The sequence below is a fragment of the Lactobacillus sp. UCMA15818 genome, assembly GCF_030400225.1.
Lineage (GTDB): Bacteria > Bacillota > Bacilli > Lactobacillales > Lactobacillaceae > Liquorilactobacillus.
In genome coordinates, this window is sequence record NZ_VJYB01000040.1 from 1 (window position 1) to 510 (window position 510).

The following is a 510-nucleotide window of genomic DNA, read 5'->3' on the forward strand; positions in this document are numbered from 1 at the left end:
AAGGACGATGTTGAGCTGCTGGTCGCTGAGTTCAACTGGATGGAATAATCCGAGACAGCTCCTGAAAGCTAAAAAGCCCTCGCCCCGAAATCCATCGGCGCGAGGGCTTTTCAATACCAACTAACAACTACCAGATAGCTAGGCGCTCTTCTGGCTTGATGTACACAGGTGCATCTTCGGGGACGTCGAATGCTTCGTAGAATTCAGCGACGTTTCCGGCGATGACATTGCAGCGGAATTCTGCAGGGGAGTGTGGGTCGATGGCCAGGTATTGGACGGCCATCTGTGGGCGGATTTTGGTGCGCCACACGCGAGCCCAGGACAGGAAGAGGCGTTGGAGACCGTTGAATTCTTGCTCGGCCAGGCCTTCCTCGGCGCCTTCTGCTTCGAATTTTTGGACTGGTGAGGTTTCAAAGGTTTGGCCACGGTCTGCGAGGTACTTTTCGTAGGCAACGACAGCGATGCCCAATCCGCCGAGGTCACCGATGTTTTCGCCGAGAGTGAATTCAC

General features: G+C 54.9%; 1 protein-coding gene. It reads right to left on the reverse strand.

Features of this window, described 5'->3' with window-relative positions; genetic code table 11:
* Positions 1 to 127 precede the first annotated feature (127 nt).
* Positions 128 to 510, reverse strand: a 383-nt coding sequence (locus FFX44_RS12580) for a M13-type metalloendopeptidase (RefSeq protein WP_289981790.1), incomplete at its 5' end; no start/stop codon positions are given.